This is a genomic window from Kitasatospora griseola, assembly GCF_014648555.1.
Classification (GTDB): domain Bacteria; phylum Actinomycetota; class Actinomycetes; order Streptomycetales; family Streptomycetaceae; genus Kitasatospora; species Kitasatospora griseola.
Window position 1 is genome coordinate 16,408 of record NZ_BMRI01000012.1, and the last position, 20,294, is coordinate 36,701.

Consider the following 20,294-nt stretch of genomic DNA (forward strand, 5'->3'; position numbering starts at 1 on the left):
TTTTTTAATGATACGGCGACCACCGAGATGGAGCCGATCACCTGGCCCGAGTTCGGGCAGCTGCACCCGTTCGCGCCGGTCGACCAGGCCGAGGGCTTCCTGACCCTGATCCGCGGGCTGGAGCAGCAGCTGGTCGAGGTCACCGGCTACGACGCCGTGTCCATCCAGCCGAACGCCGGTTCGCAGGGCGAGCTGGCCGGCCTGCTGGCCGTCCGCGCCTACCACCGCGCGAACGGCGACACCCAGCGCGACGTCTGCCTGATCCCGTCGTCCGCGCACGGCACCAACGCGGCCTCGGCGGCGATGGCCGGCATGCGGGTCGTCGTCGTCAAGACGCTGACCGACGGCGACGTGGACGTCGAGGACCTCAAGGCCAAGATCGAGCAGCACCGCGAGCAGCTGGCCGTGCTGATGGTCACCTACCCGTCCACCCACGGCGTGTTCGAGACCCAGATCACCGACATCTGCGCGCTCGTCCACGAGGCCGGCGGCCAGGTGTACGTCGACGGCGCCAACCTGAACGCGCTGGTCGGCCTCGCCAAGCCCGGCAAGTTCGGTGCGGACGTCTCGCACCTGAACCTGCACAAGACCTTCTGCATCCCGCACGGCGGCGGCGGCCCCGGCGTCGGCCCGGTCGCGGTGCGCGAGCACCTCGCGCCGTACCTGCCCAACCACCCGCTGCAGGCCGAGGCGGGCCCCGCGACCGGCGTCGGCCCGATCTCGGCCGCGCCGTGGGGCTCGGCGGCGATCCTGCCGATCTCCTGGTCGTACGTGCGCCTGATGGGCGGCGAGGGCCTCAAGCGCGCCACCCAGGTGGCCGTGCTGAACGCCAACTACATCGCCAAGCGGCTCGCCCCGCACTTCCCGGTGCTGTACACCGGCCCCGGCGGGCTGGTCGCGCACGAGTGCATCATCGACCTGCGCCCGCTCAGCAAGGAGACGGGCGTCAGCGTCGACGACATCGCCAAGCGCCTGATCGACTACGGCTTCCACGCGCCGACCATGTCGTTCCCGGTGGCCGGCACGCTGATGATCGAGCCGACCGAGTCCGAGGACCTGCACGAGATCGACCGGTTCTGCGAGGCGATGATCGCCATCCGCGGCGAGATCGCGAAGGTCGGCGCGGGCGAGTGGGACGCGGACGACAACCCGCTGCGCAACGCCCCGCACACCGCGGCGATGCTGACCGGCGAGTGGGCGCACGCCTACACCCGCGAAGAGGCCGTCTTCCCGGCGGGCGTCAACCCGGCGGACAAGTACTGGCCGGCGGTGCGACGCATCGACGGCGCGTACGGCGACCGGAACCTGGTGTGCTCGTGCCCGCCGCTCGATGAGTACGACGCGTAATTTGCAGTAGCACGGCGAAGCCGCCCGTCGGGGGAGTTCCCTCGGCGGGCGGCTTCGGCGTGGAGGTCTTCCGCTGCGCGCAGTTCCCCGCGCCCCTGACGGGGCGGGGGATGGGGACGCATAGCGAAAGCCGCCCGCCGAGGGGGGTTGCCTTCGGTGGGCGGCTTCAGATTTGGCGCCGTCCGCTGCGCGCAGTTCCCCGCGCCCCTGGCGGGGCGGGGGAGGAGGCGGGCGAGAGGCGAAGGTGCCTGTCGCGGGGGCCTGCGGGGCGCGCGGGGGCGGGTGGGTCAGGAGTAGACCGGGCCCGTGAACTTCTCGCCGGGGCCGGAGCCCGGGGCGTCCGGGATCAGGGAGGCCTCGCGGAAGGCGAGCTGGAGGGAGCGGAGGCCGTCGCGGAGGGGGGCGGCGTGGAAGTTGGAGATCTCGGGGGCTCCGGCGGTGACCAGGCCGGCCAGGGCGGTGATCAGCTTGCGGGCCTCGTCGAGGTCCTTGTCGGCCTCGCCGCCCTCGGCCAGGCCGCACTTGACGGCGGCGGCGCTCATCAGGTGGACGGCGACGGTGGTGATGACCTCGACGGCGGGGACCTCGGCGATGTCGCGGGTCAGGTCGTCGAAACCGAGGGCCTGGTCGGACTCGGACGAGTGGTCGGGCTGGCTGGTCAAGGTGTCACTCCGGGGTGCTGGTGCGAAAGCGCAGTACAAAGGGAGCGTACAAGGCGGGCGGAGGCGGGCCGGAATACCGGTCGGCCCCGGAACGCTGGTATGCTTCGAGACTGACCGGCCAGGAACCCGATTCGGGTGCCCGGCCAGCAAGTGGAGGCTCCACTCCAGGAGGCCCGAGAGGGCAACTGCGACAGTCTCCCACCCGAGCGGCCGAAGGGCCGACGGGTCCGGTCCGTGGCGAGCGCCGCAAGGAATGCTTGCTGCCAGTGGTGTCCGACAGGGCACCCCGGAACGTGTGGAGCCCCGCCTGTACCGTGCGGGGCTTTTTTCGTGCGTTCGGTGCTTCTGCCAGACGGCAGAGGGGCAGCGAAGCATGAATGAAGCCCCGCCCAGTGGTCGAAACCACTACGTGCGACCGCCGTCCGACGGCCGCATCGAAGAAGGTGCAACCGAGGAGGCCCCATCAGCACCGAGCCCCGCATCAACGACCGGATTCGCGTCCCCGAGGTGCGACTCGTCGGTCCCAGCGGCGAGCAGGTCGGCATCGTCCCGCTCGCGAAGGCGCTGGAGCTTGCCCAGGAGTACGACCTGGACCTGGTCGAGGTCGCCGCCACGGCGCGCCCGCCGGTGTGCAAGCTCATGGACTACGGCAAGTTCAAGTACGAGTCGGCCATGAAGGCCCGTGAGGCGCGCAAGAACCAGGCGCACACGGTCATCAAGGAGATGAAGCTCCGGCCGAAGATCGACCCGCACGACTATGACACCAAGAAGGGTCACGTCGTCCGGTTCCTCAAGCAGGGCGACAAGGTCAAGATCACGATCATGTTCCGCGGTCGTGAGCAGTCCCGCCCCGAGCTGGGCTTCCGACTGCTGCAGCGGCTCGCGGAGGACGTCCAGGAGCTCGGCTTCGTGGAGTCCGCGGCCAAGCAGGACGGCCGAAACATGATCATGGTTCTCGGCCCGCACAAGAAGAAGACCGAGGCGATGGCCGAGGCCCGCGCCGCCGCTGACGCCCGCAAGGCGGAGCGGCTCGGCCGCGGCCCGGCCGCGGAGCAGGCGGACGACGAGGTCGAGGTCGACGAGACCGAGGCCGCCGAGGTGGAGCAGGTCGAGGAGACCGAGACCGCCGCCGAGACCGCCGAGGTCGAGCAGCCCGCCGAGACCGCCCAGGACGCCTGAGCCTTCGGGCTCGGATTCCGGACGGGATCGGCACCGGACCCGGGGCATCCGTCCCGGAGACGAGATCCATCCAGTTCCGGCCCGCACCCCCGGGGTGCGGGCCGCGAACGGACCGACGAGGAGATACGGCGACATGCCGAAGCAGAAGACGCACAGCGGCGCCAGCAAGCGCTTCAAGATCACTGGCTCCGGGAAGGTGCTGCGCGAGCGTGCCGGCCGTCGCCACCTGCTTGAGCACAAGCCCTCGACGCTGACCCGCAAGCTGGCCGGCAACGCCGAGATGGCCCCCGGCGACGCCAAGAAGATCAAGAAGCTTCTCGGCAAGTGATCGCCCGCCCGCGGCCGCGCCGCGGGCACAGCTGATCCTTACCGACCGAATCGAATAACGGACCGGCGGCACGAACCCGGGGTCCGGAACCAAGGAGTAATGAAGTGGCACGCGTCAAGCGGGCAGTGAACGCCCACAAGAAGCGCCGGGTCATCCTGGAGCGCGCCTCCGGCTACCGTGGCCAGCGCTCGCGCCTGTACCGCAAGGCCAAGGAGCAGGTCACCCACTCGCTCGTTTACAACTTCAACGACCGTAAGAAGCGCAAGGGCGACTTCCGTCAGCTGTGGATCCAGCGCATCAACGCCGCTGCCCGCAACAACGGCATGACCTACAACCGCTTCGTGCAGGGCCTGAAGGCCGCCGGCGTCGAGATCGACCGCAAGATGCTCGCCGAGCTCGCGGTCAACGACACCGTCGCGTTCGCCGCCCTGGTCGAGGTTGCCCAGAAGGCGCTGCCGGAGGACGTCAACGCCCCCAAGGTCGCCGCCTGATCCAGGCCGTGCCCTGACTGCTTTTCCCGGACCCGCAGGCCGCCCGGCCTGCGGGTCCGTGCGTTGTGCCCCCGGCACGCCCTTGTCCTCCCGCCCCTCCGTGACGAAGAACGTGAGCATGAGCATCGAGACCCCCCTGCTGACCTCCCTGCGTTCCCCGCGCGTCGTCGCCGCCCGCCGCCTGGCCAAGCGCAACCAGCGGAGCAAGGAGCGGCGGTTCCTGGCCGAGGGCCCGCAGGCCGTGCGGGAGGCGGTGGCGTTCGGGCGGCTGGCCGGCGGGGAGCACGCCGTGGTGGAGGTGTACCTGACCCAGGAGGCCGCCGAGCGGCACGCCGAGATCGTGACCACCGCGCGGGCCGAGGGGCTGCCGGTGCTGACGGCCACCGAGGAAGTGATCGCGGAGATCTGCGACACCGTCACCCCGCAGGGCATCGTCGCGCTGTGCCGGTTCATCGACACCCCGTTCGAGCAGGTGCTGGCGGCCCGGCCGAAGCTGGTCGCGGTGCTGGCGCACGTGCGCGACCCCGGGAACGCGGGCACCGTGCTGCGCACCGCGGACGCGGCGGGCGCGGACGCGGTGGTGCTGACCGACGCGTCGGTGGACCCGTACAACCCGAAGGCGGTGCGGGCGTCGGTGGGCAGCCTGTTCCACCTGCCGTTCGCCACCGGGGTGCCGGTCGAGGAGGCGGTGGCGCGGCTGCGGGAGGCCGGGGTGCGGGTGCTGGCCGCGGACGGCGCCGGGCAGCGCGACCTGGACCAGGAACTGGACGAGGGCACCCTGCAGGGGCCGTGCGCGTGGGTGTTCGGCAACGAGGCGTGGGGCCTGCCGGAGGAGACCCGGGAGCTGGCGGACGAGGTGGTGCGCGTCCCCATTCACGGGCACGCGGAGAGCTTGAATCTCGCCACGGCCGCCGCTGTGTGCCTGTACGCCTCCGCGCGCGCCCAACGCTCCCCCGGCGGGTGTCGCGGCACGGCCTGAGCGCGCTAGGGTCGGTCCTCAAAGCCGGTGCGGGGCGGGGGAGGACACCCATGGGCGGCGACGACGGCTTGGCGACCCTGGATCCGGACGACCTGCCGGACGGGCTGGTGGTCGCGGACGGACAGGGCCGGGTGGTGGTCTTCAACCGGGCCGCCGAACGGCTCACCGGCCGGTCCGCGCACTGGGCGATCGGCGTGGCGCTGGAGCAGGCGCTGCCGCTGGAGGACCTGGACGGGCGGCGCTGGTGGCAGCTGACCGACCCGTACGGGGGCCTGGCGGTGCGCAGCGGGCAGCCGGAGCGGAACCTGCTGCTGCCCGGCGGCCGCGAGGTGCTGGTGTGCGTCCGGTACGTGCGGGAGCGGCCGGGCGGGACGGTGCGGCGGGTGGTGGTGACGCTGCGCGGCACCGAGGCGCGCCGGCGCACCGAGCGCAGTCACGCCGAGCTGATCGCGACCGTCGCGCACGAGCTGCGGTCGCCGCTGACCAGCGTGAAGGGGTTCACGGCGACGCTGCTGGCGAAGTGGGAGCGCTTCAACGACGGTCAGAAGCGGGTGATGCTGGAGACCGTCGACGCGGACGCGGACCGGGTGACCCGGCTGATCGCGGAGCTGCTGGACATCTCGCGGATCGACGCGGGCCGGCTGGAGATCCGCCGGCAGCGCCTGGACCTGGCGGCGGCGGTGCGCCGGCACGTGGAGGGGAAGGTCGCGGCGGGCATCCCGGAGGAGCGGTTCGACATCCGGGTGGCGGGGCCGCTGGGCGAGCAGTGGGGCGACCCGGACAAGATCGACCAGGTGCTGGCGAACCTGCTGGAGAACGCGGTGCGGCACGGCGAGGGCACCGTGACGATCGAGCTGGGCCCGGCCAACGACGTGGTGGAGGCCGCCGGTTCGCCGCCGCGGCCGATCGAGGGCACCGCCGTCACCGTCAGCGACCAGGGCGCGGGCATCGCGGAGGAGGCGATGCCGCGGGTGTTCACCCGGTTCTGGCGGGGTTCCAAGCGCGGCGGGACGGGTCTCGGCCTGTACATCGTGAAGGGCATCGTGGAGGCGCACGGCGGGGTGATCCGGATCAGCCGGGCGGAGGGCGGCGGCGCCAGGTTCCGGTTCGTGCTGCCCGCGGGGATTCCCGACTTCATGCTGTGACCCCGACTTCCTGCGCCGAGGGGGCCCGCTGCGCGGTCGCCCAGCGTGGCCGGTCGCGGCCTGCGACTACACTCGACCCTTGGCGTTCTCGCGGACGCCCGGCGAGGCAGCAGACCTGATCACGAGCAGGAGCACGGGAAGCATAGAGATGTCGGCACCCAACAAGTCGTACGACCCGGTCGAGGTCGAGGCCCTCAAGCCCGAGGTGGTGGAACAGGCGCGGGACGAGGCGATCGCCGCCTTCGCCGCCGCCGCCGACCTCGACGAGCTCAAGCAGGCGAAGGTCGCGCACACCGGCGACCGTTCCCCGCTCTCGCTCGCCAACCGTGAGATCGGCGCGCTGCCCCCGCAGGCCAAGGCCGCGGCGGGCAAGCTGATCGGGCAGGCCCGCGGAGCGGTGAACCAGGCCCTCGCCAAGCGGCAGACCGAGCTGGAGGCGGAGCGCGACGCCCGGGTGCTGGTCGAGGAGGCGGTGGACGTCACGCTGCCCTACGGCCGGGTCCCGCGCGGCGCCCGGCACCCGCTGACCACGCTCGCCGAGCGCATCGAGGACACCTTCGTCGCGATGGGCTACCAGGTGGCGTCCGGCCCCGAGGTCGAGGCGGAGTGGCTGAACTTCGACGCCCTGAACCTGCACGCCGACCACCCGGCCCGCTCGATGCAGGACACCTTCTTCGTCGAGGCGCCCGACGGCACCGCCGACTCCGGCATGGTGCTGCGCACCCAGACCTCGCCGGTGCAGATCCGGGCGATGCTGGCCGGCGAGCCGCCGCTGTACGCGGTCAGCCCGGGCCGGGTGTACCGGACCGACGAGCTGGACGCCACGCACACCCCGGTGTTCCGCCAGGTCGAGGCGATCGCGGTGGACGAGGGCCTGACCTTCGGCCACCTGAAGGGCACCATCGAGGTGCTGGTGGAGAAGCTGATCGGCGGCGGCCTGGAGCTGCGCTGGCGGCCCTCGTACTTCCCGTTCACCGAGCCCAGCGCCGAGATCGACCTGCAGTGCTTCGTGTGCCGCGGCGCCTCGGTGGGCAACCCGGACCGTCCGTGCCGGACCTGCTCCTCGGAGGGCTGGATCGAGCTGGGCGGCTGCGGCGTGGTCAACCCCCGCGTGCTGGTCGCCGCGGGCATCGACCCGAACCGCTACAGCGGATTCGCGTTCGGCCTGGGCCTGGAGCGGATCCTGATGAACCGTCACAACGTCGCCGACATGCGCGACATGGTCGAGGGTGACGTCCGCTTCACCCTCCCGTTCGGGATGGAGATCTGATGCGCGTCCCGCTTTCCTGGCTGCGCGAGTACGTCGACCTGCCGGCGGGCGAGACCGGACGCGACGTCGCGGCCCGGCTGGTCCGCGCCGGCCTCGAGGTCGAGACGGTCGAGCAGCTCGGCACCGACATCAAGGGCCCGCTGGTGGTCGGCGAGGTCCTCTCCATCGAGGAGCTGCCCGGCTTCAAGAAGCCGATCCGGCACTGCTTCGTCAACGTGGGCGCCGCCAACGGCACCGGCGAGCCGCAGGAGATCGTCTGCGGCGCGACCAACTTCCAGGTCGGCGACAAGGTCGTGGTGATCCTGCCCGGCGGCGTGCTGCCCGGCCCGTTCCCGATCTCCGCCCGGCAGACCTACGGCCACACCTCGGCCGGCATGATCTGCTCCGCCCGCGAGCTGGGCATGGGCGACGACCACAACGGCATCATCGTGCTCCCGCCGGAGTACGAGGCCGGCACCGACGCGATCGAGCTGCTGCAGCTGGTCGACGAGGTGCTCGACATCGCCGTCACCCCGGACCGCGGCTACTGCCTGTCGATGCGCGGCGTGGCCCGGGAGGCCGCCGCCGCGTACGGCCTGCCGCTGGCCGACCCGGCGCTGCTGGACGTGCCGCCGGCGAACTCCTACGGCTACCTGGTGAAGGTCGCCGACCCGGTCGGCTGCGACCGCTTCGTGGCGCGCACCGTCACCGGCGTGAACCCGGGCGCGCAGTCGCCGATCTGGCTGCAGCGCCGCCTGCAGAAGTCCGGGATCCGCCCGATCTCGCTGGCCGTGGACATCACCAACTACGTGATGCTGGAGGTCGGCCAGCCGCTGCACGCGTACGACCGGGAGCGGGTGGACGGGCCGATCCAGGTCCGCCGCGCCGCCGAGGGCGAGACGCTGACCACGCTGGACGGCGTCAAGCGCAAGCTGTCCGCCGAGGACCTGCTGATCTGCGACAACTCCGGTCCGATCGGCCTGGCCGGTGTGATGGGCGGGGCGACCACCGAGATCCTGGAGCCGGTCACCGACCCGGAGACCGGCGTCGTCACCGGCACCACCGAGATCATCGTCGAGGCCGCGCACTTCGAGCCGGTCGCGATCGCGCGTTCCGCCAAGCGCCACAAGCTGCCCTCCGAGGCGTCCAAGCGCTTCGAGCGCGGCGTCGACCCGGAGGCCGCCCGGGCCGCCGCGCAGCGCGCCGTGGACCTGCTGGTGCTGATCGCCGGCGGCACCGCCGAGGCCGGGGTCACCGACATCGCCGCCCCGCGCCCGGTGCGCACCATCGCCATCGACGCCGGCCTGCCGGACCGGGTGGCGGGCGCCGAGTACGGCCGCGAGACCGTCACCCGCCGCCTGCAGGAGGTCGGCTGCTCGGTCGTCGGCGCGGACGTCCTGGAGGTCACCCCGCCGTCCTGGCGGCCCGACCTGACGGACCCGTACGACCTGGTCGAGGAGGTCGTCCGGCTGGAGGGCTACGACAACGTCCCCGCCCGGATGCCGGTCGTCCCGCCGGGCCGCGGCCTGAGCGAGGCGCAGCGCTTCCACCGCCGGGTGGGTGTGGCGCTGGCCGGCGCCGGCTACGTGGAGATCAACGCGTACCCGTTCGTCGGCGAGGCCGCGTTCGACGGTCTCGGCCTGGACGCGGACGACGCGCGCCGGCGCACCGTGAAGCTGGTCAACCCGCTGAACGACGCCGAGCCGGCGCTGCGCACCACGCTGCTGCCGGGTCTGCTGGGCGCGCTGCGCCGCAACGTGGGCCGTGGCAACACCGACCTGGCGCTGTTCGAGACGGGCACGGTGTTCCTGCCGAAGGCGGAGCCGAAGGTCGCGCCGCGGCTGCCGGTGGACCGCCGTCCGACCGAGGAGCAGCTCGCCGAGCTGAACGCGGCGCTGCCGGACCAGCCGCGCCGGGTCGCCGTCGCGCTGACCGGCGAGCGGCTGCCGTCGGGCTGGTGGGGCAAGGGCGCGCCGTCCGGCTGGGCGGACGCGATCGAGGCGGCCCGTACGGTCGCCGCGGCCGCGGGCGTGGAGCTGACGGTCCGCCAGGCGCAGTACGCGCCGTGGCACCCGGGCCGCTGCGCGGAGCTGCTGGTCGGCGAGGTCGTCGTCGGTCACGCCGGTGAGCTGCACCCGCGGGTCGTCAAGGCGCTGCACCTGCCGGAGCGCACCAGCGCGATGGAGCTCGACCTGGACCTGGTGTTCGAGGACGGCCGCCGGGTGTCCGGCCCGCCGGTCTCGGCGTACCCGGTGGCGACGCAGGACGTGGCGCTGATCGTGGACGCGGGCGTGCACGCGGCGGACGTGGAGTCGGCGCTGCGCGAGGGCGCGGGCGAACTGCTGGAGTCGCTGCGGCTGTTCGACGTGTTCACGGGCGAGCAGGCCGGTGCGGGCCGGAAGTCGCTGGCGTACACGCTGCGCTTCCGTGCCGCGGACCGGACGCTGACCGCGGACGAGGCGTCGGCGGCCCGCGAGTCGGCGGTCGCGGTGGCCGCGGAGCGCACCGGCGCGGTGCTGCGCGGAGCCTGACGGTACGACCGGAGCCCCGCCGGGCCCCGGACCTTCGGGTCCGGGCGCGGCGGGGCTCCGTCGTGTCAGGGCGTCACTTGCAGTTGGCCTTCACCGCGGTGACGATCCGGTCGCCCTGCTGGGGGGTGAGGCCGCTCTTGAGTTCGGCGAACTTGGTGACGGCGACCTGTCCGAGGCCCGCGCTGTCGCTGCTGGGCTTCTGGATCTCCTTGCAGAGCTCGGCGGCGGCGTCGATGGCCTTCTGCTGGTCGTCGATCAGGTGGGGGTCGATGTCCTTCAGCGCGCCGAGCATGGTGATCTCGGCGTCGACGGCCTGGTCCCAGTTGTCGTCCTCGGAGGGGGCCGCGGTGGCGGCGGGCTTCTTGGCGTCGCTCTTGGAGCCGCCCGGGAAGTCGCACGAGCTGAGGGTGAGGGCGACACCGAGGGCCAGGCAGCCGAAGGCGGTTCGCGTGATGACGGATCGCATGGGGGACACTGTGCCAGACCGCCGACGGGCGGCGGGCTCGGTCCCGAAAAGGTGTGCGGGACGCCACGGTTGACGCTTCGGGCGGCCGTGCTGCTATGGTCCACCGGTCAGCCTTCGAACGCGCCCGCGGCAGCGTCGGAGGCTTTTTTCATGACTTCTGACACGGTGTGGGGTGCGGGGGGCGGCGGTTCCGCCCGTCCGGTGGGCTACTCGGCGTTGCTGCGGCAGCGGGAGTTCGCCGGGCTGTACGCGAGTTTCTCGCTGACGGCGGCGGCGGGGACGCTGTCGGGTTTCGCGTTGGGTTCGCTGGTGCAGGCGCGGACCGGGTCGCCGCTGCTGACGGCGCTGAGCATGTTCGGGTCGTCGTTCGCGGCGGTGGCGGGCGCGGTGACGCTGATGTCGGTCGCGGACGGCGGCCGGCCGCGGCGGACGCTGGTGGCGCTGCACGGCCTGTCGCTGGCGGCGGTGGCGGCGCAGGCCGTGCCGGGGCTGCCGTTGGCGGCGCGGTTCGGGCTGCTGCTGGTGGTGGGGTTCTTCCAGTCGCTGGGCACGGGGGCGCGGATGGGGCTGCTGGCGGAGATCGTTCCGGCCTCCGGGTACGCGCCGGCCAGGTCGCTGATGAACATCACGGCGGGCGGCGCCTCGGTGCTCGGGTTCGGGCTCGGCGGGGCGCTGCTGGCGGTGCTGAGCCCGTATCAGGTGTTCGGCCTCGCCGGGGTGTTGGCGGCCGCGGCGACGGTGGTGGCGGCGACGGTGCGGGAGCGCTCGGTGCGGGCGGCGCGCCGGCCGGGGGTGCGGGAGACCTGGCGGGGCAACGTGGCGCTGCTGGGCCGGCCCGGGCGGCGGGCGCTGCTGCTGAACCTGTGGGTGCCGAACGGGCTGGTGGTGGGCTGCGAGGCGCTGTTCCTGCCGTACGCGCCGGGCTGGGCGGGCGTGCTGCTGGCGGCGGGTTCGGCGGGGCTGCTGCTGGGCGACCTGGTGGTGGGCCGGCTGCTGGACGAGGCCGGGCGGGCCCGCTGGGCGTATCCGCTGCGGCTGCTGCTGGCGGGGCCGTTCCTGCTGTTCGCGCTGCATCCGCCGATGGCGGTGGCGGTGTGCGCGGCGGGTGCGGCCGGGGCGGGGTTCGCGGCGACGCTGCCGCTCCAGGAACGGCTGCTGGCGTTGACGCCGGACGCGGAGCGCGGCCAGGTGCAGGGCGTGGAGTCGGCGGGGCGGATCACCTGGCAGGGCATCGGTGCGGCGCTCGGCGGTGCGCTCGCCCAACTCGTGGAGCCGGGTTGGGCGATCGCGGTGCTGGCGGCGCTCTCGCTGGCGGTGACGGCGGCCTCCCGCCGGGCGGTGCGGCGGGAGGCCGGGGCCGTCACAGCGGGCGGTGCATGATGTGCAGCCCGACCGGGCCGTGCACGGGGTGGCGGAAGCCCTCGGGGACGGTGCCGAGGACGCGGAAGCCGAGGGACTCGTACAGGTGCACGGCGGGTGCGTTGGTGGCGACGACGGCGTTGAACTGCATGGCGTGGAAGCCCTGTTGGCGGGCCCACTGGAGGGCGTGCTCGCACAGGGCGCGGCCGGTGCCGCGGCCGGTGCGGTCGGGGTCGACCATGAAACTGGCACTGGCGATGTGCGCGCCGTTGCCCCACTGGTTGTTGTTCATCTTGGCGGTGCCCAGGACCGTGCCGTCCTCGTCGACGGCGACGACGGTGCGGTTGGGGGCGGTCAGCAGCCACCAGTCGCGGGCGGTGTCGGCGGCGAGGTCGACCGGGTAGGTGAACGTCTCGCCGGCGCGGACGATGCGGTGGAAGAACGGCCAAATGGCCGGCCAGTCCTCGGGGGTGGCGTCGCGAATCATCATCCGGTCCAGCTTGGCGGGCCGGGCGGCGGTGGGCCAGCGGTTTTCCGCCGGAAATTCTGGCGAGTACCCGTCAGATGCGGTCGGACGTCTTGCGGGGCTGCGCGGCGGACGCTTCAATCCCTGTTAGGAAACTTTCCTAACCCTCTCCTGCGGGCATCCTCGTGCCCGCAGCCGGCCGACGGAGCGTCAGATGCAGACCAAGCACCGCACCACCCGCGCCGCCCTCGCGATCCTGTTCGCCGCCCTCCCGCTCACCCTGGCCGCCGCCGGGACGGGCACCGCCGCCGCGGCGTCCGTCGGCCTGGACGACGCCCACAAGAAGGAGATCGCCATGGAGCTGGTCTCCTCGGCGGAGAACTCCTCGCTCGACTGGAAGGCCCAGTACAAGTACATCGAGGACATCGGCGACGGACGCGGCTACACCGCCGGCATCATCGGCTTCTGCTCCGGCACCGGCGACATGCTGGACCTGGTGCAGCACTACGCCGACCTGAAGCCCGGCAACGTGCTGGCGAAGTACCTGCCCGCGCTGAAGAAGGTCAACGGCAGCGACTCGCACTCCGGCCTCGGCACCGCCTTCGTCAACGACTGGAAGACCGCCGCCAAGGACACCGTCTTCCAGACCGCGCAGAACGACGAGCGGGACCGGGTGTACTTCAACCCGTCGGTCAAGCAGGCCAAGTCGGACGGGCTGCGGGCGCTCGGCCAGTTCGTTTACTACGACGCCATCGTCATGCACGGCCCCGGCAACAGCTCCGACTCCTTCGGGGGCATCCGCGCGGCCGCCATGAAGAAGGCCAAGACGCCCGCCCAGGGCGGCGACGAGGCGACCTACCTGAACGCCTTCCTGGACGCCCGCAAGGTGATCATGAAGCAGGAGGAGGCGCACGCCGACACCAGCCGGGTCGACACCGAGCAGCGGGTGTTCCTGAACGCCAAGAACTTCGACCTCAACCCGCCGCTGAAGTGGAAGGTCTACGGCGACCCGTACCAGATCAACAGCTGACCGGCCGCCCGCGGCGGCGCCCGGCTCCCGCTCCGTGCGGGGCCGGGCGCCACGGCGTTGTCGATCGTTCGTCAACACACTTGCTGCGCACCGTTATTACAACTCGGACACAATCGGGACGCCGTGCCCCGGCCGGTCGATAACCTCGGCCTCGACCCGCGCCCGTTTCCGAGGGGGAGCCATGCGCATCCGAGCGACCGTCACCGCCGCCTGCCTGGCCGCCGTCCTCGCGGCGGGCGGCTGCGCACCGGCCGCCGACAGGTACGGCCTGGCGTTCGACTCCGACCGGGGCAGCGGCGACGTCGAACTGACCGCCTGCGGCGTCGACGACCAACTGCACTGGCCCGCCGCCACCGTCAGGATCACCAACCACTCCGCCACCACCAGCAACTACGTGGTGCAGGTCGCCTTCCTCGACCGCGCCGGCCGCCAGGTCACCGAGGGCGTCGCCGCCGCCAGCACCCTCGCCCCCGCGCAGGACGCCCTCGAACAGGCCCAGGGCACCGCCGACCCGGGCGGCCCGGTCAGCTGCCGGGTCGTCGACATCGCCCGCTACGCCACCCCCTGAAACGCCTCCGGCCGCCCCCCGCGCGAAGCAGGGGACGGCCGACGGGCGGTGACGGAAGGTCAGGCTGTGTAGTCGTAGAAGCCGCGGCCGGACTTGCGGCCCAGCAGGCCCGCGTCCACCATTCGCGACAGCAGCGGCGGCGCCGCGTACAGCGGTTCCTTATATTCTTCGTACATCGACTCGGCGATCGACACGATGGTGTCCAGGCCGATCAGGTCGCACAGCCGCAGCGGGCCCATCGGGTGGGCGCAGCCGGCCTCCATGCCCTTGTCGATGTCCGCGGCCGTCGCCACACCCGACTCGAACATCCGCACCGCCGACAGCAGGTACGGCACCAGCAGCGCGTTGACCACGAAACCGGCCCGGTCGCGGGCCCGGATCGGCTCCTTGCCGAGCGCCTCGACGGCGAACTGCTCGGCCCGGGCGGTGGTCTCCGCCGAGGTGGTCAGCGTCGGGATGACCTCGACCAGCTTCTGCACCGGCGCCGGGTTGAAGAAGTGCAGGCCGATGACCTGCTCCGGGCGGCTGGTCGCCGCCGCCAGCTTCACGATCGGGATCGAGGAGGTGTTCGACGCCAGGATCGCGTCCCGGCGGGCCACCACCTGGTCCAGCGTCTGGAAGATCTTGACCTTGATGTCCTCGCGCTCCGCGACCGCCTCGACCACCAGGTCCCGGTCGTGGAAGTCCGCCAGGTCGGTGGTGAACGCCAGCCGCGACAGCGCCTCGTCGCGCTGCTCCTCGGTCAGCTTGCCGCGCCGAACAGCGGTCTCCAGCGAGTTGGTCAGCCTGGTCCGGCCGAGCTCCAGCGCCTCGCCACTGGCCTCCGAGACCAGCACGTCCAGGCCGGAACGGGCGAAGACCTCGGCGATGCCCGACCCCATGAGGCCGCAGCCGACTACTCCGACACGCGCGATGTCACTCACTCAGATGCCCTTCACGTGGAGCTGGGGGTCACCCAGCCGGTGGTGTCACGGCCGCCACGCCCCGGTCGGGGCCGGACGGTCCGCCCGGACGACGGTACTACCTGCCTTAACGCTCGTTCACCTCGGACCGGTCCCGACATCTATCACCCGAACGGGTGAGCCTCGGCGGGTGCGCCCGCCCCCGCTCCGCGGCCGGCACCAGAATGCGAACGTCCAGCCACAGGAGGGAGCAGGCAGATGGGATCCGGATCACTCGACGGTCAGGTCGGACTGGTCACCGGTGCCGGGCGGGGCATCGGACGGGAGATCGCCATCGGCCTCGCCGCCGAAGGCATGGCCGTCGCCCTGATCGGCCGCACCCAGCAGACGCTGATCGACACCCTCAAGGAGTGCGTCCACCACGGTGCGCGCGGCGTCGCCGTCACCGCCGACGTCAACAACCCCGGTGCCATCCGCGAAGCCGTCCGGGCCGTCGAACGCGACCTCGGCCCCGTCGACCTGCTGGTCAACAACGCCGGGCAGATCGACCGCGCCGAAGCCCCGATCTGGGAGACCGACCCCGTCCAGTGGTGGCAGGTCGTCGAGACCAACCTGCGCGGCCCCTACAACCTGCTGCGCCACGTCCTGCCCGGCATGGTGGAACGCGGCCGCGGCCGCGTCGTCAATCTCAACAGCGGCTTCGCGCTCCGCCCCGACGGCCGCTACACCGCGTACGCCACCTCCAAGGGCGCGCTGCTGCGGCTGTCCGACAACATCGCCGACTCGGTCGCGCCGCACGGCATCGTGGTGCTCGACATCAGCCCCGGCGCCGTCGAGACCGACATGACCGCCGACCTGCCGATGTTCCGCGGCAAGAAGGACTGGGCCTCCCTCCCCTACATGGTCGCCGTCACCGTGGAGGCCGCCCGCGGCCGCTTCGACGCCCTGCACGGCCGCTTCCTGCACGCCGGGCGCGACGACCTGGAGACGCTGGTCGGCTCCGCCGAGGCCATCCGCGCCGCCGACGCGCGCACGCTGCGCCTGCGGCCGTACGGGCCGGACGATCCGATGATCTGACGATCAGTCGGTTGCGCGGTGCTGGAGGTCGAGCAGGGCGGCGAGGTCGGCCTCGGGGAGTGAGCCCGCCGGGCGGCCCTCGCGGGCGAACGCCCCCGACAGTTGCTGCAGGGCGGAGTTGAGCGGCGTCGGCACGTCGTGCAGGCGGCCGAGCAGCACGATCTCGCCGTTCAGCCAGTCCGTCTCGATGTCGCCGGTGCCGCGGGTCAGGCTCTGCCAGGACGAGCCGCCGCCGCGCTCGACGCCCTCCAGCGGGATCAGCGTCACCCGGTCGCCGCGCAGGGCCCGCTGCTCCTCCGCCGACGGGTACTCGATCCCCGCGGCCGCCAGCACCGCCCGGCCCTCCTCCTGGACGCGCTCCCACAGCGCCGTCCGCAGCTCGCCGTCGATCGGGCCGCCGACCGCCTCCAGCGCGTTGCCGAGATTGCTCAGCAGCTTCGCGTACTTCCACTCCATCACCCGGTCGGTCACCGGCGCGTCGAAGAACGAGGCGGTGAGGTCGGCCGAGAGCTGCTCCACCAGGCTGTCCGTCCCCTGCGGGTAGCGGCCCACGTGCAGCACGCCCGAGCGCGGCGCACCCGCCGCCGAGACCCGGCCCGGCTCCAGGTGCGTGCACGGCAGCCAGACGCGCATCCCGTACACCCGGGCGAAGCGGCGCAGCGCGAGCCGCTCGTTCTCCACGCCGTTCTGCGCGCACACCAGCGGCAGCCGCTCACCGGCCGTGCCGCCGCCCGCGACCGGGCGGGGCGCCCACTGGTCGAGCAGCGCGGTCGAATGCTGGGTCTTCACCGTCAGCACCAGCACGTCGTCCGGCCGCAGGTCGATCTCCTCCGGCCCGCCGATCGCCGGGACGGGCAGCAGCCGCGCGCCGTCCGGGGTGGTCAGGTGCAGGCCGTCCTTGCGCAGCGCCGCGAGGTGCGGGCCGCGGGCGACCAGGACCACCTCGTGGCCGCTCTGGTGGAGACGTCCGCCGATGGTGCCGCCGACCGCGCCGGCGCCGAGGAAGAGGTAGCGCATGGGGTCGAGCATCGCACGGGGGAGGGCCGGGAGTTGAGGGCGGATCGGAAACGGGGGCGCGGGTCTGCTGCGGGCAGAGCGGCGGGCGGGCGGAGCCGCTGGGGCCAGAGCGGCGGCGGGCGGGGCTGCTGGGCCGGGAGGGGGCTGCTACGAGCAGAGTTCGGAGGCCGTCACCGCGTGCAGGCCCTTGGCGTCCAGGCCGTCGAGGATGGCGGGCAGGGCCGTCACCGTGTCCTGGTGGCCCATGTGGAGGGCGACCACGGAACCGGCCGCCGCGGACTTCAGCACCCGCCTGGTGATGGTGTCCGCGCCCGGGTCGGTGTAGTCCAGCGGATCGATGTCGAACGAGAGTATGTGCTGGTAGCCGACCTGCTGGGCCTGGTCCTTCACCATCTGCGTCGCGTACTGCGCGGCCGAGGGCCGGAACCAGCGGCCCATCGACCCGGTCAGGCGCTCCAGTCGCTGGGCGCACTGGGCTATCTCCTCGCGCGCCTGGTCCGGACGCATCGCGGATATGTCCAGGTGGTTCTGGGTGTGGTTGCCCAGCTCGTGACCGCCGTCGAGGATCCGCCGCGCCATCTGCGGCTGCTCGTCCAGCCAACTGCCCACCACCAGCACGGTCAGCCGCGCCCCGCGCCGCTCGGCCGCCGTCAGCAGTGCCGTCGCGACCGCCGGGTCGCCCTGCCCGTGGAACGTCAGGGCGAGCTGCGGGCGGCTGTGCGGGCCCGTCACCACCTCCAGCGGGGTGTCCGGGGCGAGCGGCGGCTGCGACGGCGTGGACTGTCCGGCAGACGGTTCGGACTCCTCGGGGGACGGACCCGAGCCCGGATTCGTGCTCGGGTCCGTGCCCGGATTCGTGTCCGGATTCGTGCTCGGGTTCGGGTTCTCGGCGAGGTGGGAGGGCTGCGAGCGGGCCGCGACGGAGGCGTCCCCGGGCCGGTCGCCGTCGGTGGCGGCGCTGCACGTGGCGGTAAGGCCCACGGTGGCGGTGAACGCGGCCAGGCGGGCGGCGGAACGCAGAACACTGCGGCGGTCGAGTGTCATCGCGGCCACCCTATGCGGACCCCTCGGCGACGCGACACCGGCCAACAGCCGGACGAGTGGGGCCCCGCCGCCTCAGGCCGGATCGGTGCGGCCGGGACCGAGGACGAGGGCGGCGGTGACCAGCGTGGCGCCGACCAACTGGAGCGGAGTGGGCGCGGTGGAGGTGAGAACCGCGCCCGACAGGGTGGCCGTGAGCGGGATCAGACCACCGAACAGGCCGGCGTGCTCCGGGGCGAGACGGCTCAACGCCGAGTACCAGAGCAGGAAGGCGACACACGTCATCAGCAGCGACAGGAACAGCAGGGCCAGCAACTCGGCGAGGGTCGGCAGACGCAGGGGAGTGGGGCCGACCGCGGCCGTCACGGCGAACATCGGCACCGCGAGGGCCGTGGTGTACGCCGAGACCCGGACCGGCCCCAGCCGGGGCAGCAACGGCACCGCGAGCAGCGAGAACGCGGCCTCGCAGAGCAGCGTCCCGGCCGCGCACACCAGGCCGACCGTGTCCCCCGAGCCGAAACCCTGAGTGAGCGCCGCCCCGACCACGACCAGCCCCGCCGCCACCAGCAGCCGGACGGCCGGCCGCCGACGGGCCAGCAGCGGACCGAGAACCCCCAGCAGGAGCGGCGTGCAGCCGACGATGCTGCCGACCACGGCCGGGTCGGTGTGCCGCAACGCGGTGATCATCAGCAGGTTGAACGCGAAGAGGCCGGCGGCGGCGAGAGCGAGCAGGAGCGCTGCATCGCGGGCGGTCAGGCGGGTGAAGAGCTTCTTCTGACGGCGGGCCAGGGGAAGGAGCACCGCAGCGGCGATCGCGTAGCGGAGGGCCTGGCCGGCGGCGACCGGGTACGAGGAGAAGGTGGCGGTGACGCCGGTGGAGCAGCCGAGCAGGGTCATTGCGGCGGCGGCCTGCAAGGTGCCTGCGGCGCGAGCGGGAGCGGGCGCGGCGGTGGTGGTGGACATGAGGGCGACGCTAGAAGGGAAGTGGTTCGGATCCCAGGGCCACTGACGGGCTGCTGGAGAGGACCAATAGCTGGGAGGTGCGAATTCGGGGGTGGGATTTTAGGGGCTCGGGGAACGGCGAGGTCCTGTTGCTGGTGGTCGAGGACAGCAGGTGGTCATGGCTGCGGAGGGTCGAAGACAGGTACCCGAAACGGCGGACCGCCTTGCGCCCTGTAGATCGCTCGCAGACTCGGCGCCGCCGTTCTCCCCCAGCCCTAGCGGGCCGGGAGGTGCCCCCACGGGCCCCTGATTTTGCGCTCGCCTGCCTTTGCTTCGCCATGATGACCCCATGCGTGAGTTGCTGATCGAGCTGGGAGACGGGCCGGGAGGCCTCGCGGGGCGGTTGACGTGGGGGTTGCGGGCGGCGGTGCGGGACGGGCGGTTGGGGGTGGGGGAGCGGTTGCCGGCGAGTCGGGTGCTGGCGGCGGAGTTGGGGGTTTCGCGGGGGGTGGTGGTGGAGGCGTACGAGCAACTCGTCGCGGAGGGCTACCTGGTGGGGCGTCGCGGGTCGGGGACGCGGGTCGCGGCCGGGGTGGTGGCGGTGGGCCCGGGGCGGGTGTCGCGGGTGGCGCCGGCGGAGGTGAGGTACGACCTGAAGCCGGGGACGCCCGATCTCGGGGCGTTTCCGCGGGCGGCGTGGGCGGCGGCCGTACGGCGCGCGTTGCTGGGGGCGGCGAACAGCGATCTGGGGTATCCGGATCCGGCCGGACTTCCGCAGCTGCGTGGGGAGTTGGCGGCGTACCTGGGCCGGGTGCGGGCGGTGGTGGCGCGGCCGGAGCGGGTGGCGGTGGTCAGCGGGGTGGGGCAGGGGCTGGCGCTGCTGGTGCAGGTGTTGGCGGCGGGCGGGCGGCAGCGCATCGCGGTGGAGGACCCGGGTTCGCCGGGCGCGCTGGAGTTGCTGCGGGCGCACGGGGTGCGGCCGATCGGCGTCCGGGTGGACGAAGAGGGTTTGGTGGTGGGGGAGTTGGCGGCCAGTGGGGCGGACGCGGTGCTGGTCACCCCGGCGCACCAGTATCCGACGGGCGTGGTGCTGTCGGCGCGGCGGCGGACCGAACTCGCCGCCTGGGCGCGGGCCGGGGGGCTGGTGATCGAGGACGACTACGACGCCGAGTTCCGCTACGACCGTGAACCGCTGGGCGCCGTCCAGGGGTTGGCGCCGGAGCGGACGGTGTACCTGGGTTCGCTCAGCAAGACGTTGGCGCCCGGGCTGCGACTGGGCTGGGCCGTCCTGCCGGACCACCTGGTGGAGGAGTTCGCGCAGGCCAAGCTGTACGCCGATCTGGGGACCGGCGCGATCGACCAACTCGCCTTCGCCGCCCTGCTGGAGAGCGGCGGCTACGACCGTCACCTGCGCACCGTCCGCCCCCGCTACCGGGCCCGCCGCGACGCCCTGGTGGCCGCGCTGCGCCGGCACCTGCCGGGGGCCGAACTGCGGGGCGTCGCCGCTGGGTTGCA

At 72.8% G+C, this 20,294-nt stretch carries 20 protein-coding genes; 13 read left to right on the plus strand and 7 right to left on the minus strand.

Annotated elements, in window-relative coordinates; translation table 11 throughout:
• On the plus strand, positions 1–1,347 hold a 1,347-nt coding region (locus IEZ12_RS40900), incomplete at its 5' end, for an aminotransferase class V-fold PLP-dependent enzyme (RefSeq protein ID WP_229847619.1).
• Between the two features lie 287 nt (positions 1,348–1,634).
• On the opposite strand, the gene IEZ12_RS17165 is transcribed toward IEZ12_RS40900, so the two are convergent.
• Positions 1,635–2,009, minus strand: coding sequence for a DUF1844 domain-containing protein (locus IEZ12_RS17165; RefSeq protein WP_100589936.1), 375 nt, complete (start codon positions 2,007–2,009; stop codon positions 1,635–1,637).
• A 462-nt stretch (positions 2,010–2,471) separates the two neighbouring features.
• Between IEZ12_RS17165 and infC the strand changes: the two genes are divergently transcribed.
• The 7 genes from infC (at position 2,472) to pheT (ending at position 9,911) form a co-directional block, all read left to right on the plus strand.
• Entirely contained in the window at positions 2,472–3,188 is a 717-nt protein-coding gene (gene infC, locus IEZ12_RS17170) for a translation initiation factor IF-3 (RefSeq protein WP_100589937.1), read from the plus strand.
• Between the two features lie 133 nt (positions 3,189–3,321).
• Positions 3,322–3,516 carry a 50S ribosomal protein L35 gene (gene rpmI, locus IEZ12_RS17175; protein ID WP_030268653.1) on the plus strand — a complete coding sequence of 65 codons (195 nt, stop codon included), beginning with the start codon at positions 3,322–3,324 and terminating at the stop codon, positions 3,514–3,516.
• A 104-nt stretch (positions 3,517–3,620) separates the two neighbouring features.
• On the plus strand, positions 3,621–4,007 hold the full coding sequence (gene rplT / locus IEZ12_RS17180) for a 50S ribosomal protein L20 (protein WP_043908885.1): 387 nt from the start codon (positions 3,621–3,623) through the stop codon (positions 4,005–4,007).
• A 124-nt stretch (positions 4,008–4,131) separates the two neighbouring features.
• Complete coding sequence (locus IEZ12_RS17185) at positions 4,132–4,986, plus strand: TrmH family RNA methyltransferase (RefSeq protein ID WP_189272911.1); 855 nt, start codon at positions 4,132–4,134, stop codon at positions 4,984–4,986.
• Positions 4,987–5,036: 50 nt separating this feature from the next.
• A complete protein-coding gene (locus IEZ12_RS17190; protein ID WP_189272802.1) occupies positions 5,037–6,131 on the plus strand; it encodes a sensor histidine kinase in 1,095 nt (364 codons plus the stop codon).
• A gap of 148 nt (positions 6,132–6,279) precedes the next feature.
• Positions 6,280–7,401: a phenylalanine--tRNA ligase subunit alpha gene (pheS, locus tag IEZ12_RS17195; protein ID WP_100589939.1), complete on the plus strand. Its 1,122-nt coding sequence runs from the start codon at positions 6,280–6,282 to the stop codon at positions 7,399–7,401.
• Positions 7,401–9,911: a phenylalanine--tRNA ligase subunit beta gene (pheT, locus tag IEZ12_RS17200; RefSeq protein WP_189272803.1), complete on the plus strand. Its 2,511-nt coding sequence runs from the start codon at positions 7,401–7,403 to the stop codon at positions 9,909–9,911. The genes pheS and pheT overlap by 1 nt, the downstream gene beginning before the upstream one ends.
• Positions 9,912–9,984: 73 nt before the next feature.
• Here pheT and IEZ12_RS17205 read toward each other — a convergent pair whose 3' ends face one another.
• A complete protein-coding gene (locus IEZ12_RS17205; protein WP_189272804.1) occupies positions 9,985–10,377 on the minus strand; it encodes a hypothetical protein in 393 nt (130 codons plus the stop codon).
• A 150-nt stretch (positions 10,378–10,527) separates the two neighbouring features.
• Here IEZ12_RS17205 and IEZ12_RS17210 point away from each other — a divergent pair, with 150 nt between their 5' ends.
• Positions 10,528–11,757 carry an MFS transporter gene (locus tag IEZ12_RS17210; RefSeq protein ID WP_189272805.1) on the plus strand — a complete coding sequence of 410 codons (1,230 nt, stop codon included), beginning with the start codon at positions 10,528–10,530 and terminating at the stop codon, positions 11,755–11,757.
• Here IEZ12_RS17210 and IEZ12_RS17215 read toward each other — a convergent pair.
• Positions 11,738–12,226 (minus strand): GNAT family N-acetyltransferase, encoded by a 489-nt coding sequence (locus IEZ12_RS17215; protein WP_189272806.1) that lies wholly within the window; start codon positions 12,224–12,226, stop codon positions 11,738–11,740. The two genes, IEZ12_RS17210 and IEZ12_RS17215, sit on opposite strands and share 20 nt — an antisense overlap.
• A 190-nt stretch (positions 12,227–12,416) precedes the next feature.
• Between IEZ12_RS17215 and IEZ12_RS17220 the strand changes: the two genes are divergently transcribed.
• Together IEZ12_RS17220 and IEZ12_RS17225 are read left to right on the plus strand one after the other, a co-directional pair.
• The gene (locus IEZ12_RS17220; protein WP_100589944.1) at positions 12,417–13,232 is read left to right on the plus strand and encodes a chitosanase; all 816 of its coding nucleotides are present in this window, start codon (positions 12,417–12,419) and stop codon (positions 13,230–13,232) included.
• Between the two features lie 181 nt (positions 13,233–13,413).
• Positions 13,414–13,800, plus strand: coding sequence for a hypothetical protein (locus tag IEZ12_RS17225; protein ID WP_100589945.1), 387 nt, complete (start codon positions 13,414–13,416; stop codon positions 13,798–13,800).
• 59 nt (positions 13,801–13,859) lie between these two features.
• Here the strand turns inward: IEZ12_RS17225 and IEZ12_RS17230 are convergent, their stop codons facing one another.
• Positions 13,860–14,723, minus strand: a complete 864-nt coding sequence (locus IEZ12_RS17230) for a 3-hydroxybutyryl-CoA dehydrogenase (RefSeq protein ID WP_063856517.1) — start codon at positions 14,721–14,723, stop codon at positions 13,860–13,862.
• A 237-nt stretch (positions 14,724–14,960) separates the two neighbouring features.
• Here IEZ12_RS17230 and IEZ12_RS17235 point away from each other — a divergent pair, with 237 nt between their 5' ends.
• Complete coding sequence (locus IEZ12_RS17235; RefSeq protein ID WP_189272807.1) at positions 14,961–15,779, plus strand: SDR family NAD(P)-dependent oxidoreductase; 819 nt, start codon at positions 14,961–14,963, stop codon at positions 15,777–15,779.
• A 3-nt stretch (positions 15,780–15,782) separates the two neighbouring features.
• Here the strand turns inward: IEZ12_RS17235 and IEZ12_RS17240 are convergent, their stop codons facing one another.
• The 3 genes from IEZ12_RS17240 to IEZ12_RS17250 form a co-directional block, all read right to left on the minus strand.
• Complete coding sequence (locus IEZ12_RS17240; protein WP_189272808.1) at positions 15,783–16,796, minus strand: ketopantoate reductase family protein; 1,014 nt, start codon at positions 16,794–16,796, stop codon at positions 15,783–15,785.
• Positions 16,797–16,943: 147 nt separating this feature from the next.
• Positions 16,944–17,840 (minus strand): polysaccharide deacetylase family protein, encoded by an 897-nt coding sequence (locus IEZ12_RS17245; protein ID WP_229847620.1) that lies wholly within the window; start codon positions 17,838–17,840, stop codon positions 16,944–16,946.
• 72 nt (positions 17,841–17,912) lie between these two features.
• On the minus strand, positions 17,913–18,800 hold the full coding sequence (locus IEZ12_RS17250) for a DMT family transporter (protein WP_189272809.1): 888 nt from the start codon (positions 18,798–18,800) through the stop codon (positions 17,913–17,915).
• A gap of 328 nt (positions 18,801–19,128) precedes the next feature.
• Here IEZ12_RS17250 and pdxR point away from each other — a divergent pair.
• On the plus strand, positions 19,129–20,294 hold a 1,166-nt coding region (pdxR, locus tag IEZ12_RS17255), incomplete at its 3' end, for a MocR-like pyridoxine biosynthesis transcription factor PdxR (protein WP_229847621.1).

Bases quoted from the DNA above. Each gene is read 5' to 3' on its own strand.
- pheS (WP_100589939.1), top strand. From the start codon at position 6,280: ATGTCGGCACCCAACAAGTCGTACGACCCGGTCGAGGTCGAGGCCCTC.
- IEZ12_RS17250 (WP_189272809.1), bottom strand. From the start codon at position 18,800: ATGTCCACCACCACCGCCGCGCCCGCTCCCGCTCGCGCCGCAGGCACC.
- IEZ12_RS17225 (WP_100589945.1), top strand. From the start codon at position 13,414: ATGCGCATCCGAGCGACCGTCACCGCCGCCTGCCTGGCCGCCGTCCTC.
- IEZ12_RS17215 (WP_189272806.1), bottom strand. From the start codon at position 12,226: ATGATGATTCGCGACGCCACCCCCGAGGACTGGCCGGCCATTTGGCCG.
- IEZ12_RS17240 (WP_189272808.1), bottom strand. From the start codon at position 16,796: ATGCGCTACCTCTTCCTCGGCGCCGGCGCGGTCGGCGGCACCATCGGC.
- IEZ12_RS17220 (WP_100589944.1), top strand. From the start codon at position 12,417: ATGCAGACCAAGCACCGCACCACCCGCGCCGCCCTCGCGATCCTGTTC.
- rpmI (WP_030268653.1), top strand. From the start codon at position 3,322: ATGCCGAAGCAGAAGACGCACAGCGGCGCCAGCAAGCGCTTCAAGATC.
- IEZ12_RS17205 (WP_189272804.1), bottom strand. From the start codon at position 10,377: ATGCGATCCGTCATCACGCGAACCGCCTTCGGCTGCCTGGCCCTCGGT.
- IEZ12_RS17235 (WP_189272807.1), top strand. From the start codon at position 14,961: ATGGGATCCGGATCACTCGACGGTCAGGTCGGACTGGTCACCGGTGCC.
- IEZ12_RS17210 (WP_189272805.1), top strand. From the start codon at position 10,528: ATGACTTCTGACACGGTGTGGGGTGCGGGGGGCGGCGGTTCCGCCCGT.
- IEZ12_RS17245 (WP_229847620.1), bottom strand. From the start codon at position 17,840: ATGACACTCGACCGCCGCAGTGTTCTGCGTTCCGCCGCCCGCCTGGCC.
- pheT (WP_189272803.1), top strand. From the start codon at position 7,401: ATGCGCGTCCCGCTTTCCTGGCTGCGCGAGTACGTCGACCTGCCGGCG.
- IEZ12_RS17190 (WP_189272802.1), top strand. From the start codon at position 5,037: ATGGGCGGCGACGACGGCTTGGCGACCCTGGATCCGGACGACCTGCCG.